The 15,577-nt window shown below is 46.0% G+C and carries 13 protein-coding genes and 3 pseudogenes; all 16 read right to left on the bottom strand.

What is annotated here, in order from left to right:
- Positions 1-210: pseudogene (locus tag BN35_RS13060) on the bottom strand (IS1380 family transposase); the annotation flags it as partial.
- 261 nt (positions 211-471) lie between these two features.
- Positions 472-1,463: pseudogene (locus BN35_RS04540) on the bottom strand (ISAon1 family transposase).
- Entirely contained in the window at positions 1,429-1,815 is a 387-nt protein-coding gene (locus tag BN35_RS04535) for an ISAon1 family transposase N-terminal region protein (protein ID WP_044071226.1), read from the bottom strand. Before BN35_RS04535 ends, BN35_RS04540 begins: the two are co-directional and overlap by 35 nt.
- 822 nt (positions 1,816-2,637) lie before the next feature.
- On the bottom strand, positions 2,638-3,381 hold the full coding sequence (locus BN35_RS04530) for a TorF family putative porin (protein ID WP_007175196.1): 744 nt from the start codon (positions 3,379-3,381) through the stop codon (positions 2,638-2,640).
- Positions 3,378-3,968, bottom strand: coding sequence for a K(+)-transporting ATPase subunit C (locus BN35_RS04525; RefSeq protein WP_004347518.1), 591 nt, complete (start codon positions 3,966-3,968; stop codon positions 3,378-3,380). The genes BN35_RS04530 and BN35_RS04525 overlap by 4 nt, the downstream gene beginning before the upstream one ends.
- A 13-nt stretch (positions 3,969-3,981) precedes the next feature.
- Positions 3,982-6,000, bottom strand: coding sequence for a potassium-transporting ATPase subunit KdpB (gene kdpB, locus BN35_RS04520; RefSeq protein WP_028901292.1), 2,019 nt, complete (start codon positions 5,998-6,000; stop codon positions 3,982-3,984).
- Between the two features lie 3 nt (positions 6,001-6,003).
- A complete protein-coding gene (gene kdpA / locus BN35_RS04515) occupies positions 6,004-7,710 on the bottom strand; it encodes a potassium-transporting ATPase subunit KdpA (protein WP_004356059.1) in 1,707 nt (568 codons plus the stop codon).
- A 7-nt stretch (positions 7,711-7,717) separates the two neighbouring features.
- Positions 7,718-7,798, bottom strand: coding sequence for a potassium-transporting ATPase subunit F (locus BN35_RS13055; RefSeq protein WP_004347514.1), 81 nt, complete (start codon positions 7,796-7,798; stop codon positions 7,718-7,720).
- Between the two features lie 393 nt (positions 7,799-8,191).
- Complete coding sequence (locus tag BN35_RS04510; RefSeq protein ID WP_025073035.1) at positions 8,192-9,529, bottom strand: sigma-54-dependent transcriptional regulator; 1,338 nt, start codon at positions 9,527-9,529, stop codon at positions 8,192-8,194.
- Positions 9,530-9,547: 18 nt separating this feature from the next.
- A complete protein-coding gene (locus tag BN35_RS04505) occupies positions 9,548-11,005 on the bottom strand; it encodes an ATP-binding protein (RefSeq protein ID WP_004356054.1) in 1,458 nt (485 codons plus the stop codon).
- 14 nt (positions 11,006-11,019) lie between these two features.
- Positions 11,020-12,141, bottom strand: a complete 1,122-nt coding sequence (locus tag BN35_RS04500) for a universal stress protein (protein ID WP_004347510.1) — start codon at positions 12,139-12,141, stop codon at positions 11,020-11,022.
- Between the two features lie 54 nt (positions 12,142-12,195).
- The gene (locus BN35_RS04495; RefSeq protein WP_025073036.1) at positions 12,196-13,692 is read right to left on the bottom strand and encodes a TrkH family potassium uptake protein; all 1,497 of its coding nucleotides are present in this window, start codon (positions 13,690-13,692) and stop codon (positions 12,196-12,198) included.
- 191 nt (positions 13,693-13,883) lie between these two features.
- Complete coding sequence (locus tag BN35_RS14095) at positions 13,884-14,114, bottom strand: hypothetical protein (protein ID WP_232503597.1); 231 nt, start codon at positions 14,112-14,114, stop codon at positions 13,884-13,886.
- Between the two features lie 45 nt (positions 14,115-14,159).
- Positions 14,160-14,525 carry a hypothetical protein gene (locus BN35_RS14090; RefSeq protein ID WP_007175191.1) on the bottom strand — a complete coding sequence of 122 codons (366 nt, stop codon included), beginning with the start codon at positions 14,523-14,525 and terminating at the stop codon, positions 14,160-14,162.
- Positions 14,464-14,994, bottom strand: a complete 531-nt coding sequence (gene mobV / locus BN35_RS04485) for a MobV family relaxase (protein WP_025073037.1) — start codon at positions 14,992-14,994, stop codon at positions 14,464-14,466. Before mobV ends, BN35_RS14090 begins: the two co-directional genes overlap by 62 nt.
- 363 nt (positions 14,995-15,357) lie before the next feature.
- Positions 15,358-15,549: pseudogene (locus BN35_RS14085) on the bottom strand (hypothetical protein).
- Between the last annotated feature and the right edge of the window lie 28 nt (positions 15,550-15,577).

Genomic DNA, 15,577 nt, shown 5'->3' with positions numbered 1-15,577 from the left:
GTAGTGACATCCTGGGGTACATGAACCGCCACAGAAGTAGATACTCATGAGAGAACGGATGATTTCACTGTACTGATAACCGAACGATCTACACCTTAGACCGAGGGTTGAGTCGATTACAGATGATAATGTGGAGTCAAATTGCTCCATGATTGAAAATAATCCCCCAAAAGGAGTGAGTCTCTCAGATTTAATTTGTATCTTCGTCATGTCTATCGTTGGATTCTCTTGTTTTTTTGCAACACTAAGATAAGTGAAAATTCTGACATAGCAAAATCCTGAGCAACTTTTTGTTGCTCAGGTACTTAAAAAGTTTAATTTATAATAGTGTTGCGGAATTAAGGTTATAGTATTTATATTTTCTACCATTTCTTGTCTTTTCTCAATAAATTTTCGTATTTTGCAGTCGGATTGTATAGCGACAGACCTCAGTTGTCGCTGTAAGACGAGTTCTTTCGGCTCAGTAGAAAATCAATGGGGATAGGCATATAGTTTTGCAATTCTGAATAAGAAGAACTTCTTGTCTGCCACTCCTCTTAGATTGGCTCGGAAAAGTTTAATTTTGGCATTGAACGATTCTGCCATGGCATTCGAAGATCTGTTGTTATAGAAGTTCAATATCTCATCATAATGCTCGTAGAATGTGGCAGCAATAACATTGAATGAATGGAAGTCTGCCTCTTCAACTTTATTGTACCAGCGTGCCATGGAGAGCCTGGCTGCATCCTTGATGGTGTTCTTGGCGAAGATCATGCGCAGTGAGTGGCACAGTCCGTATGCCTTTTGGATGTCTGGATATTGTTCAAAAAGAATTTTAGCACGCAGTTTCTGCCGCTCAGTCCATTTGTTAGCAGACTTGAAGAGTAGATATCTTGACCTGGCGAGAAGCTCCTTTCCTGTATCTCCGTTGGCGTATCTGTATGGTTTGTATGGTTTGTCGCAGAGTTTAGCTTCCTCCATCTCGTCGTTTGCCTGCTGTATGGCATCCCAGCGATGCTTGATGCGCAACTCCTGTACGGCATCGCATGCTAACTTCTGTACATGAAACCTGTCGATGACACGCTTGGCATTGGGAAATGAACTTTTGACGATTTTGCGCATGGAGTCTGACAGGTCCAGGGTGACTTCCTCAACAAAGGAGCGTTTGTCCTCATCAATCCTATCCAGCACCGCTATGACATCTTCCGACTTTGTTCCTGCAACTACTGCTACAAGACTTCCTTCCCGTGTCCGTGCCGCACGGTTGGTCACAAAAGTTACAGCTCGCCGTTGGACAATGAAGTCTCGTCAATGGCCAGGGAAGGCCCGATGTTGTCAGGAAAGAGCAGCCACTCGTCGGCATGTTCTATCTGGTCCCATTGGCGGAAGCCGCTCAAGACTTCTTTATATTGTTTCTCAAATGTGTGTCCGTCAATATGATAGAAATCTTCAAGCGTACGGCAAGTCACTGGGGAAGTCTCCATACGTTTCTTTTAAAAAAGCTCCAAATTCCTTGGAGTAACGGGTGCCCTGAGCTACCATGTCTAAAGCGATGGGAAGGGTAAAACTCTTGCCCGTGCGCAAATCCGTCCATCGTCTGCGACGAATTTTCAAGATTACCTTATGGTCTCGAATAGGGAAGTCGGTTATATTAACTGCTTCCATGAACCCCTTGGACTCGAAGTTGGCATCATCTGACAAAGTCTTGTCCATACGTTCGTCAAGACTAATATGAAACTCAGGTCCAACCTCACGGACAGAAACTATAGTAAAAAAATCTAATATTTGAGAAGGCAAAACAAGAGTTGCCAAGGTGCGTAACATTTTTTCTTCCATAATGCGAAGGTCGGAATTATTAAGATAAATAACAAATTATTCCCCCATTGATTTTCTACTGAGCCGTTCTTTCATGATAACCGAGTCGGCAGCCTACGCCGTGCTGAGTGTAGTGAAGTTAACCATGACATATCTATACGAAAGTGGGCTTTGGGTGTGAAGACAATCCAGACATAATGGAAGGCGTTTATCGACGCTGTGTTTAGGACTCTCTGTAAATATAGCAAGTTCACAGTAATTTTGGTCTTGAACGTGGCAACGGTAGATGTCTCGGGCGTGATTATTTCAATCCCGTGGAGACCTTGTAAGCATGGATTGTACCATTTTGGCGCAGTCTAATGTATTATATAGGTCTCTTTACGGTAATGATTTTCATATCGACGTGGGCTCTGACGTTGTCTGTTCAACTTTGATAGGCAGTTGGAAGAGCCTCAGTTCGTGGAATAGACAATAGGACGATTCCACACTTGAACCTAAACTTCGCACTTAACTAACTGATAATAAGAAGTAAGATATCATAATGAGAATGCTTTGATACCAAATTATTCCCATTACAAATCATCTTGTTCTACTTATAAATTTAATTTCCCAAAACTAATAGGAATGCACAAAGTTTGTTGCTTCTCCAATGTTTTTAAATTAACTTTCATTTACACTTGGTTGTGTGTTATGCCCTTCTGGGGCATATCGCCTCTGGCTTGATGTTATTATAGACAATCTCCATCAAGTAAACGTAACAACTTTCTTCCATCAGTCAAGACATTAGGAGACCATGCCATAGTCGATGATGATTATGGCACGGTCGTCATAATTTCGGGCACATCAAAATCCTATACCTGCACCGGCAACGAGATAGACATGGTCGTTGGTGGGTGAGACTATTGCTTGAACAAAGAGTGGTATCGAGAATTTACCAGATATTCCAAAACTCTTCGATGCTTTCAGCGATACATCGGTTATTGCGGCCTTGCCGTTATAGTAGCCTTTCCATGGTGTAAAGCCAATTGATGGCGTCAATGTCACTTCGGCCGGGCAAGCGATGTCGTATGACGCATTGATGTAAGTTGAACAGCAACGCTTGTCGCTGTCCGTACGCATATCGGCTCCGGCAAACCATGTTGACCAACTGAGAGTAAGAGGCAGTTTAGTGCTGAAGTTGTAAGCAACAGTCGCCTCAAAGTGATGGCCTCCATCTATGGGATTGTCTGTTGGACCTTGCTTGTAGTAACCGTAAGGATTATGCAATCCGCCCCACCAATAATCTGTCAATGTGGCTGATAATCCACCAATGGAGTAAGATAGATTAATGTCCAGTTCTTGAACGTCGCGGTCAGCATTATTTGTCAGACTCTGACTACACCATGCCGACAGGGACAATCCTTTGTACGACAAGCCAAGACTAGGCTGCACCGAAAAGCCGGAGTTCTGGTCCATTCCACGCCATACGTAGTTATTTACCAAGTCAATGTTGCCATTCACGGTTACTTTGTCTTGTGCGGAAGCGGCTGACGATAAGGTCATGACCGCTCCCAAAATAGATGCGAAAATAATTTTTATCTTCATCATTTTTGTGAAATCAAGATTGGTTTAAGTTTATCAAGAGCTACATTCAGTTTCAATACATTTACCTTTGCAGGACCGAATAGGCCAAGCAACGGACGTTCAATGGATTTCTCAACCAATGTTGCAACTTGCTTTTCATCGAGATGCCTTGCGGCAGCTACTCGTTTCACCTGCACCCGAGCTGACTGCGGAGTGATGTCGGGGTCGAGTCCCGAACCGCTCGCCGTCACCATTTCAGCCGGCACGTCCTTGCGCTCAAGGTATGGATGATGTATCAGGAAAGAGTCTATACGTGTCTCCACTTCGACAAGATATTCGGGATTCGTAGGTCCCTTGTTGCTGCCACACGAGTTGGCAGCATCATATCCATCGCCTGCACACGAGGGTCGTCCCCAAAAATATATGTCTTTGGTGAAGTACTGCCCTACGTTGGCTACACCTACCACTTTGCCATCCACTTCCACAACTTCGGCATTACCATTTCCCGGACCTGCCACTTTGCCAAAAATCCATAATACCATTACATAACCGAGGTACAGGAACATGCACAATACCATCGTTAGCCTGAAAGCTACTATAAAATTTTTCATATCTGTATTTCAATTAAAAGAATAAACCTACGATTAAATCAATCAGTTTGATACCCACAAATGGAGCAATGATACCTCCCACTCCGAATATCAGCAGATTGCGTCGGAGCAAAGCGCTTGCCCCTATCGGCTTGTACTTCACGCCACGCAATGCCAAGGGGATGAGCAGCGGGATGATGATGGCGTTGAAGATGACGGCCGAGAGAATGGCACTCTCGGGAGAATGAAGATTCATGACGTTCAGAGCTGCAAGTTCTGGTATGGATACCATGAAGAGGGCAGGCACAATGGCAAAGTATTTCGCCACATCGTTGGCGATGGAGAAGGTGGTGAGTGTGCCACGTGTCATGAGCAATTGCTTGCCAATCTCAACGATCTCAATGAGCTTTGTCGGGTCGTTGTCAAGATCTACCATATTACTAGCCTCCTTGGCCGCTTGAGTACAGCTGTTCATGGCCACACCCACGTCGGCCTGTGCCAATGCTGGAGCATCGTTGGTGCCGTCGCCCATCATGGCAACGAGTTTGCCGTTCTTCTGCTCTGCTTTAATATAGTTCATTTTGTCTTCTGGCTTAGCCTCGGCAATGAAATCATCCACTCCAGCTTTCTCTGCGATATATTTGGCAGTCAGTGGATTGTCACCAGTCACCATAACTGTCTTCACACCCATCTTATGCAGACGCTCAAAACGCTCACGGATTCCTTGTTTAATTATGTCCTGTAGTTCGATGACTCCAACAACTTTTTTGTTGACAGTCACAACAAGAGGTGTACCGCCATTGCCAGTTATGGCTGTCACGAGACAAGAGATATGCTCGGGAAAGGTGTAGCCGGCCTCCTCGGTAATATGACGCATGGTTTCGAAGGCTCCCTTGCGAATCTCTGTGCTGTCCTTCAACACGATGCCCGACGACTTCGTCTCGGCAGTAAACTTTATCATGTGGGCACCCTCGGTGTGCAATGCCCTCATCTTGAATCCGTCGTTTCGTCCAAGCTCTACTATTGACTTTCCCTCGGGAGTATCGTCGGCAATTGAGGAAAGGAGGCATGCCTGTTCAAATTCGGCCTTATCCACCCCTTCGGCAGGATAGAACGCAGTGGCCTTACGGTTGCCAATGGTGATGGTTCCTGTCTTGTCAAGCAACAGCGTATCCACGTCACCCGCTGTCTCCACAGCCTTACCGCTTTTAGTGATGACATTGGCACGCAGCGCACGATCCATACCGGCAATACCGATGGCAGAAAGTAGGCCGCCGATGGTTGTTGGTATCAGGCAAACGAATAATGAGAGGAACGAGGCTATGGTGATCACTGTACCCGTATAGTCGGCAAAGGGCTTTAAAGTGACGCAGACTATCAAGAACACCAATGTGAACACTGCCAACAGAATGGTAAGTGCAATCTCGTTAGGGGTCTTCTGACGTGATGCACCCTCCACGAGGGCTATCATCTTGTCGAGGAAACTCTCGCCAGGTTGCGTAGTGACAACCACACGGATATGGTCGCTAAGCACTTTTGTACCACCAGTGACACTGCTCTTATCGCCACCGGCTTCGCGGATGACTGGGGCAGACTCACCTGTGATAGCACTCTCGTCGATGGAGGCAAGTCCCTCAACAATCTCACCATCGGCAGGAATAACATCGCCGGCATCGCACACAAACTCGTCGCCCTTCTTCAGAGAAGAACTGCTGACGGTTTTGATATTACCGTTCACATACAGCTTTGCTGGCGTCTCCTCGCGCGTCTTGCGTAGGCTGTCAGCCTGAGCCTTACCACGTGCTTCGGCTATGGCCTCGGCAAAGTTGGCAAACAGCAGGGTGACGAAGAGGATAAGCAAAACCCATGCGTTGTAGGCAAACGAGCCTTGCTCGCTGCTAAACGCCGAATAGATGGTCACGGGCAGCATAACGGTAGTGCAAATCTCCACCGTGAACATAATGGGGTTCTTTATCATCTGCCTCGGGTCGAGCTTCACAAACGACTGTTTGATGCTCGCTATAACAAGTTCTTTTTCAAATAGATTGTTCATAACTTACAATGTTAAGTGTTCAGCGATTGTACTTAGTGCATGTACGGGGAAGAACGACAAGGCTGCCACGATGAAGATGACGGCAAAGGTCATCACACCGAATGTAACGGTATCAGTTTTCAGCGTTCCTGCACTTTCGGGAATATATTTTTTCTTAGCAAGAATACCAGCTATTGCCACCTGACCTACGATGGGCACAAAACGTCCAAGGATAAGCACTATGCCACACGAATAGTTCCAGAACCAGGTGTTGTCACCCAAGCCCTCAAAGCCGGAACCATTATTGGCGGCCGACGATGTGTATTCGTAAAGCATCTCGCTCAGTCCGTGATAGCCGGGATTGTTGAGCCATCCGCCCTCACTTGCAACGAACTCAGGAGCATGAACGAAGAGGTATGCCGCCAATGCAGTGCCAACGAGAATAATAAACGGATGGAGCAAAGCTACCATCGAGGCTATCTTCATCTCGCGTGCCTCCACCTTATGCCCTAAGAATTCAGGAGTTCGTCCCACCATCAGTCCACTGATGAACACTGCAATGATAAGGAAGGTAAAATAGTTCATCCAGCCAACACCAACACCGCCAAACCAAGTGTTTATCTGCATATTCAGCATCTCTATCATTCCCGACAATGGCATGGTGGAGTCGTGCATTGAGTTGACCGAGCCATTGGAGGTGACAGTGGTAGTGACACTCCACAATGCACCAGCGGCCGAACCTATGCGCACTTCCTTGCCTTCCATAGCTCCTCCATTCTGTGCAATCCCCATGGCACCTATCCGTGGATTGCCGTTCATCTCCTGATACATGTTGATGCCCACACCCACAAGATAGGCAAAGAGCATCACTCCAAAGATGCTATAGCCCAACTTGCGGCGTTTCAGATAGAAGCCGAATGCAAAAGCCAATGCCATCGGGATAATCAGGATACTACAACACTCTACTATATTTGTAAGGTAAGTGGGGTTCTCAAGCGGATGCGATGAATTCACGCCGAAATAACCGCCACCATTCGTTCCAAGTTGTTTGATGGACACGATGGCTGCCGTAGGGCCTTGCGACACCTCCTGTTTCTGACCTTCAAGGGTGGTCAGCTCCATTTTTCCGTCGAAGCCCATGGGTGTACCTTCCACTATCAGAATCATACCTACAACTAAAGACAATGGCAATAAGATGCGGGTAGTGCTCAACACCAGATAACGCCAGAAGTTACCAATAGTCTGCGTTGTTTTTGCCGCCAAACCCTTCATGATACCAGCCATTGCTGCCATACCTGTAGCGGCTGTGATGAATTGGAAGAGCATGATGACAAAGAGCTGCGTGAAATAAGTCAGACCGCTCTCACCGCTGTAGTGCTGCAGGTTGCAGTTAACCATAAACGAGATACAGGTATTGAAAGCCTGGTGGCATGTCTGTCCGATGTTGCCGTCGGGGTTGAGAGGCAATACTCCTTGTGCTACCAAGAGCACCATACCCCACACAAACCAGAAGAGGTTCACCACAAGCAGTGCACGGAGAAACTTCTTCCAGTCCATCTCCTCGTCGGGATTCACACCGCTCAACTTATACATAAGGCGTTCCACCGGCTTCATGAAGTCGAGGTACGTTCGTTCGCCTTTATACACTCGGGCAATATACTTGCCAAGTGGCCAGGCGAGTCCCACCATAAGGACAATCTGTAGGATTACTCCCAAAACTTCCGTATTCATACGTCATTTAGAATTTTTCGGGCTTGATGAGTACGTACATTAGGTACGCAAAAACCACCAAGCTGATGATAAATAATGTTGTGTACATAATCTCTACCTCCTTTTTAGATTTTCTCGAACCAGTCGATACATTTGAAGAATAGCCAGAAGCAGCCTATGCCGCTCAACAAGCAAATTGCGAAACCGATTGTAAACAAATCCATTTTCTTTCTGTTTTTAAAAGTTATACATAAATGTTTTTAAAAGTGCGATTTCTCGCCATGGCAAAGCTCGAGTAAACTCGACTTTGTTCATATGGCTTAACGAAATCGTTGTCACCTTATGTATCGCAATGGATGTGCCAAATATGTTTTTAATCATATATTATACTGTGTATCAATATCATACAAAGATAAAGATTGAAAATGTAGCAAATAAAAACCCTTCCAAAATGAAATAAACACATTCACTTTGGAAGGGCGGGAATGACAGTGTGGAGCATTTATACGGTTATCCCATATTCTTCAATCTTACGATAGAGAGTGGTAAGTCCGATTTTGAGCAGTCGAGCCGTTTCTGTCTTGTTGCCGTGAGTATGGTGGAGAACCTTGATGATGTGGTTGCGCTCCACACTCTTCAGGTCAAAGGAATCATTGGCTACAGCGGATGTATTGTCCGAAAGCATGTCTATAGGCAGGTCATGATTAGTGATTTCGCTTTCGCATACGATGATGGCATGCTCTACGGAATTCATCATTTCTCGCACATTACCTGGCCATGGATAAGACAAGAACAAATTCTTTGCTTCGGAAGACAGCACAGGGGGTGGGCAACCAATTTGCTTGGCATAACGCTCAATGAAATGCTGGGCAAGCGGCAGTATGTCCTCCTTGCGCAGGCGCAATGGTGGAAGTTCTATGCGAAACACGGAAAGACGGAAATAAAGATCTTCGCGGAATCGCCCATTGGCTATTTCTTCTTTCAGATTGCGGTTGGTGGCTGAAAGGATGCGCACATCTACGTGGGTAGTCTTTGTGTCGCCAACTTTCACAAATTCTCCAGTCTCAAGCACACGCAGTAGCTTCGACTGCAACTCAAGCGCCATTTCACCAATCTCATCGAGAAACACCGTACCATGATTGGCTTCCTCCAATAATCCTTTCTTATCCTTCACAGCACCAGTGAATGCCCCAGCCTTATAGCCGAAAAGCTCACTTTCCAGCAATTCACGGCTAAATGCCGAGCAGTTAAGAGCAAGAAATGCCTCACTGCTTCGATGGCTTGCATTGTGGATAGCTTGGGCAAAGACTTCCTTGCCAGTACCGGTCTCACCGTTGATGAGCACGGTAACATCTGTTGTAGCCACCTTTTGGGCTTGTCGGAGGACGTCAGAGATTGCAGTTGATTTTCCTACAATAGTGTCAAACGTATGCGATTTTGCCGTTGTGGCACTTGGCTTCTTTTTCTTATTTTCTGACGCAATGACATCTATTGCACGGCTCACGATAGGGATAATCTTGCGGTTGTCATCACCCTTGACAATATAGTCAAAAGCCCCATTCTTGATGGCCTGCACGCCGTCGGGAATGTTGCCGTTGGCGGTGAGGAGAATTATCTTGGCTTTAGGAGCCAACAATTGCAGTTCCTGCACCATATCCACGCCGTTGCCATCAGGCAGGAACACGTCGCAGAGCACCACCTGCACTTCATTGTTCTTTAAGGTATATATAGCCGTGGCACGGTCTTTTGCTTTTAGTACCTCATAACCTTCCAGTTCCAGCATGCGTGAGAGGAGCATACGGATGGTTGGTTCATCGTCAATAATAAGTATCTTGTTCATAGTTTTTTATATATCTTTTTATACTGGCAAGGAAACGACAAACTTGCTGCCCTTACCCAATTCACTTTCAACTGTAAGTGTGCCATTATGCGCCTCGACAAAGTCGCGCGAGATGGAAAGTCCCAGTCCGCTGCCCTGTATCTTGGTACCAGGTACACGGAAATACCGCTCGAAGATGCTATCATGATAACGAGGGTCTATGCCTCGTCCGAAATCCTGTACATACAGCATTACGTGGTGCTCGTCCTGTTGCAAGGCTCCTATAGTCACCCGGTCATTTTCCGAAGAATATCGTATAGCATTACTCAGCAGATTGGTCAGTACCCATGCTATTTTCTCGCTATCGACATAGAGCTTGTTTATCTTTTCCTTTGGGTAATCCACCTCTATGTTGATATGGAACTTGTCTGCTTGTACTTGGTTGGCCTTTATGGCATAATCAATCAGCTCTATTGGCCTTGTGATATGAGGTTTGAGCTGCAATACTCCGCTTTCTACTTGTGTCATGTTGAGCAATTCGCCCGTGATGCTGAGCAGCCGTTCTCCATTCTCACGGATGCTGTCCGACAATTCTTTTTGCTCTTGGTTGAGACCGCCCACACGATTGTCGGCAAGCAGTTGCTCGCTCATCAGAATGGCTGATATCGGGGTTTTCAATTCATGGGATATCGTTGAGATGAATGTTGTCTTTGCCACATCTAGTTTGTGAAACTCGGTGATGTTTTTCAGCATAATCACTGTACCGCTTTCTTTTATGCTTCCCTCGTGGTCTGTCATTCTTACAGGCAGATATTTCACCTGGAAATAACTCTCTTTGTTGTCGGCATAGATTTTCAGTGGCTCTGTCTTTTTCTCGTCGGTCTCATGTACCTTATGTCTGTCCATCCCTACCAGTAGTCGGCGCAGCAGGTCGTTGCGCATGGCTGTTTCCTGTGCTGACTTTCCCACGACATCCTCACATCGGAGATTGAGAATGCTGAGTGCCTCATTGTTGATGAAATAGAGTGTCAGTTTATGGTCTAAGCAGACGATAGGTTCGTCGATAGAGTCGATGATGGTCTCTATGTACTGTTTTGACACCTTCAGTTTCGAAAGCGATGAGTTGTGGTAATCACGCAGACGGCATGCCATTTGGTTGAAATTGGTGGATAACTGCTCCATGGCCTCACCACCATGGAGGTGCAACTGAGTATCGTAGTTGTGGTTGGCAATCTCGTTGATGCTTTTGGTCAGTTCCTGGAAAGGGCGGGTGATATACTCCGGCAATTTCAGAAGCATCCATACTCCCACGGCGATGCTCAATCCGCCAAACAGCAACAACAGAGTCAAGGCTCTCGTCAGACCATAGTCTGCCACAGGAGAAGTAGGTTCTGTGGCTGTGAGTATCTGCAGGCTGATGACGGAAAGCACCAGCAAACCGATGATGAGCGACACTAGAATACCCACTGAGAGTGTAAGTTTTTCTTTTGCAGTCATATCCTTTTAATTTTTTATGCGAAAATAATTAAATCTACGCCCATTTCTTTCAATTCAGACAACAATTTCCGATAACTTCCTGCACGCATCAGCAAGCGGGGAAAGGAGAATGATGGTTGTCCCATACAAAGCAGTGTGGCATGCTGCTGTCGGCAGAACTCTGATATACTCTGCGGAATGTTGTCGGAAACCACCTTATGTACTTGTCCTCCAAGCTGGATGGTCAGTTCCAGATGGCTCATCAGATGACGTTGTGAGTCCAAAGGAATGAGGTCGTTGTTCTCGCCACGTGTCTGAACATATAGTGCCAATAGGTCAGCGTCAAAACTGTCCGCCATTCGTGCAGCCTTGCGGATGATATGTTGCTGTGTTTCGCTATTGCTGCTTACACATACCACAATCCTTGACATCCCTTTAGTCCTATATGTTCGTGGCAGTACCTCTTCCTCTACTTTTTTCCCTACTCGAAAGGCTACTTCCCTTAGTGCCAGTTCTCGCAGTTGCAGGATATTCCCTGCTTGAAAGAAATGGTCAAGGGCTGTTTGTATCTTGTCCTTGGCATATATTTTCCCGGATTTCAGACGTTCCAGAAGCTCTTCGGCCGTAAGATCAATGTTCACCACTTCGTCGGCTTCTTGCAACACTCGGTCTGGAATGCGTTCCTTCACATCGATGCCTACCATCTCCTTTATCTCATCTTTCAGACTCTCTATATGTTGTATGTTTACCGCAGAGAGCACGTTGATACCGGCATCAAGCAGTTCCATCACATCTTGCCATCGCTTGGCATTGCGTTGTCCCTCCACGTTGGAGTGTGCCAACTCATCAACAATTACAATCTCAGGATGAATCTGAAGGATAGCGTCTAAATCCATCTCTTCAATCTCCTTGCCTTTGTAGAACACCCGCTTGCGGGGAATCACGGGCAGTCCTTTCAGTGCCCTCACCGTGTCTGCCCGACCATGTGTCTCCACATAGCCTATCTGTACATCTGTGCCGCACCGTAGCATCTCTCGTGCATCCTGAAGCATGCGAAAGGTCTTGCCCACTCCGGCAATCATTCCGATGTATATCTTGAACCGTCCCCGATGTGACCGTCGTATCAGGTCAAGAAATTGCTGTATATTTTCTTCCATATATATAGCGTTTATTATAATACATTTATTGCCCTTAGGGGCAACCATATTTCTCTATGACCAACTGCCACTCCACGTCGATTTGTAGAATATGAGAAGGAAACCGAAAATTTCAAGTCTGCCTATGAGCATCAGTGATGAGAGTATCCATTTGGCGGCATCGGGCAATGCTGCCCATGAGAAGGCAGGACCGAAGCTGCCTAACCCAGGTCCTACATTACCCATTGCAGAAATCACGGTACTCATGGCTTCTGTAAGTCCTACTCCGAATGCCATCAGCAGTGTCCAGCCGATAAAGGCAACTGACATATAGGCGGCGAAGAATACAAGAACCATTGTCACCAGCTTATTGTTAAACATACTACCAGCTCTTATAGGCAATACGGCACGCGGATGCAGTATCTGACGGAACTGGTTGCGTATGCAATGGGCGACTATTATCATTCTGAGATTTTTAATACCTCCACTGGTTGACCCTGTGCATCCACCCGACAGCATCGCAAAAATCAGCAGCATCCATGTAAATGACGGCCACAGGTTGTAGTCGTCAGTGGCAAAGCCACACGAGGTGTGACAAGTAGCCACTTGGAACAGGGATTTGCGGAATGCTTCCTCCACGCCATAGCCGTTGTTCAGGATGAGTGCCGTCGAGATAATCAGGGTAAGCAGACCTGCGGAGGAGGCGAACCATCTGAGTTCCACGTTTTGCCATAGTTGTTTCCAACTTCCCCTTAAGGCAACAATATAGAGCGAGAAATTGATGGCAGAAAGCAACATGAACAACGACACCACGTATTCTATATACGGAGAATGCCAATAGGCAATGCTTTCCTGTTTGGTAGAGAAGCCTCCTGTGGCTATGGTGGCCATGGAATGACACACGGCATCAAATAAGCTCATGCCCCCAACCTTCAAGAGTGCGCTCTCGATGACAGTCAACAAGATATAAACCAAGAATATATACCGTGCCATGACACGTGTCTTGGGACAAATCTTGTTGTGAGTCACTCCCGTTGCCTCAGAGAGATAGAGCATCTGACTGCTGACACCGAACTCAGGCAAGAGAACTATGGAAAAGCAGACAATCCCCAAACCGCCTATCCATTGCGTCAGACTTCTCCAGAATAATATGCCATAAGGCATGCTCTCGATGTTGTCCAATATGGTGGCTCCTGTGGTGGTGAAACCTGACATTGTCTCAAAGAAAGCGTCGGTAATATTCGGGATGTAGCCGCCCAACAGGTAGGGGAACATTCCGAAAACCGTGAAAAACACCCAGGAAAGAGCCACCACGATATAGGCTTCATAGCGTGAGGGAGCAGACTTCTTTTTCCGACCATAGACTAACAGCATGATGCTTGCCGCCAGACATACAGAACACGAAACGGCGAAGGCTATCAAATCTCTCCCGCCATACATCAGGGACACGCAGCAGCATGCTAGCAGCAGCATCGATTCGAATGCCAAGAGCAAACCTATCAGATAGGCAATAAACCGATAGCTGAGTTCCTTTTCCATATTGGGACTTACCCCGTATTGCTTTATATCCATAAATGTCACTTATTATACTTACATCACTATATACAAATGGAGTACCAAAGAACTAAGGATGGTAACAAACCGCAGATAATCAGTAAGATATGATTTTACAAAATAAACAACATCCTTGTAATACCCTTTCATTTTGAAAAGGTTGCTTTCCATTCTGAAAAAGCGAAATCTTTATTTTTTGCAAACAACTGTCATCTCTTTTTCATAGGTTTGTATTTATCCTTGTACTTATCTCTCCACGGCAATTCTGATGTTGAACCTCCACCACCAGTGCCTACGTGTGGTTTTGCGGCTCCGCCTGTTGCCAGTTCGATGGCAGCACTTAGTAAATGGGATTGTATCTCGCAGACTTGCTCGGTAGCACTGAAACAGGCGTTGACAAACTCGTGTTCTGTTAGTTCCCTATTGCTGAAGGCGTGCAATCGCTTGTCGCTGTCACTAAGGTAAGTTACAGCGGTATGCTCAATCTACTTAACCCTGGTCCAGATTTTTAGGGTGACGGTATAAGAGTTGTTGCCGAAGAAACGATGACCGATGGGGTCCGCTCCTAATGATAGCCAGTATCGCTGAGGATTGGCCTTACGGTCAAGTTCGTCAATCCTGTTCTTCTGCCTCTCAATGACAGCATCCTTCTCGGTTGCCTTCCGCTCTGCGATTTCCGCACGCTTGATGGCAGCGTCGATTTCTTTCTGATAGGCATTCCTCTGTTTGGCGATGTCAGATTCATGCTTCTGTTTTAGAGAGACTTTCTCCGCCTCCAGTTTTGCAATCTTAACTCGGAGTTTTGCCAGTTCCTCGTTTTTTTGATGCCAGTTCTTTTCTTTCCTTGGCAAGATCGCCTTTACCAAATAGAGCGAATATTGTACTCTTGCCCTCCTTGGTCTTCTCCACCTCATCCTGCAACTTGGCGATGTTCTCCTCAAACTGTTGCATCTGCTGCTTGTAGTTGGTTGATGTGGCAATATGTCTGACAGTGGAACATACAATGCCACGCTTTAGGCCGAACTCACTCATGGCAGCAGCGTATGTATTCTGATACTCATGAAGTCTGGCGCGTTTGAGCACGTCATCTGCTGACAGCCGTGGCCCAGACTTGGTGTTGTACTTCTTCTCTCCCTCTCGTTCATGGTGTTGCCTTTCGGCAGTGACGATGGGTACGATGGTGGCATGCAGGTGGGGAGTCTTCTCGTCCATGTGCAGCACACATGATACAACATTTTCCTTGCCAAAGGTCTCATGCAACCATTTGAGGTTGACTTCCATCCACCTGTCCAGTCTTCCTTCCTCCTGTATCGTCATCATCTGTTCGTGTGTCCCTGTCAGGATGACAATGGAATTATAAAACTGTCACCAAATGGAAAAGTCATTACTCCTCGAAAATATTGCGATATTACAGCCATTGGCTATGACTTGTATTTGTGCAAGACAGATGATATTAGAGGTGAGGTTCTGAATGGTAAAGGCATAAGAGTAAGATAAAACTTATCACAGTAGATTGGAAAAACACGAAGACTCTCTATAATCGAGTAGGTGATAAACACCTATGATTAGTGTTTACCTCCTACTCGATTTTAGTTCCGTAATTTGCACCTTGTCAACTTTTAACTTTGTTATTAATCATTATTGTTCAATAACGGTTCTTTTTCTAACGATATGCTGTTTTTGCTAAGAAATAACATAAAAGTTGTTATAATATATCCTCAAATCCGCAACTAAGCCCTTGAACGTCCTTATTGCGTTTACACGTCCTCTCATTACTGAATTTGCAGATAATTTGAACTTGAAGCACCCACTTCTGCCTACAATATCCCCTTACCCCACAATGTGACTTGAGGCAATACACAATATCATTCCCATAAGTTGTAGGCATTATCCAAAATCAGTA

It is taken from the genome of Hoylesella timonensis 4401737 = DSM 22865 = JCM 15640 (assembly GCF_000455445.1).
GTDB classification, from domain to species: Bacteria; Bacteroidota; Bacteroidia; order Bacteroidales; family Bacteroidaceae; genus Prevotella; species Prevotella timonensis.
Note: the sequence above shows the minus strand (reverse complement) of the source record. Positions and strands in the feature narration are given on the sequence as shown.